This is a genomic window from Paraburkholderia sp. BR14320 (assembly GCF_040948665.1).
Taxonomy (GTDB): Bacteria; Pseudomonadota; Gammaproteobacteria; order Burkholderiales; family Burkholderiaceae; genus Paraburkholderia; species Paraburkholderia youngii.
The window spans coordinates 1-281 of record NZ_JBFPKG010000324.1; the positions used below are offsets into that span (position 1 = coordinate 1).

The following is a 281-nucleotide window of genomic DNA, read 5'->3' on the forward strand; positions in this document are numbered from 1 at the left end:
TGTCGGCTGGCGTGTGTCGAGCTCGGCGCGCACGGACTTCGTTCTGGACGCACTGGAACAGGCCTTGTACGAGCGACAGCCGGCGCAGCAGGACGGGCTGATCCATCACAGCGACCGCGGCGTGCAACGTATCGATCCGCTATACGGATCGGTTGGTCGAGGCTGGCATCGAGCCGTCAGTGGGCAGCGTGGGCGACTCCTACGATAACGCACTGGCTGAAACGATCAACGGCTTGTACAAGGCAGAGGTGATCCATCACCTCGGACCGTGGCGCAATCTG

General features: G+C 62.6%; 1 pseudogene. It reads left to right on the forward strand.

From position 1 onward, the window contains the following. Positions 1 to 281, forward strand: a pseudogene (locus tag AB3X89_RS40505) (DDE-type integrase/transposase/recombinase); the annotation flags it as partial.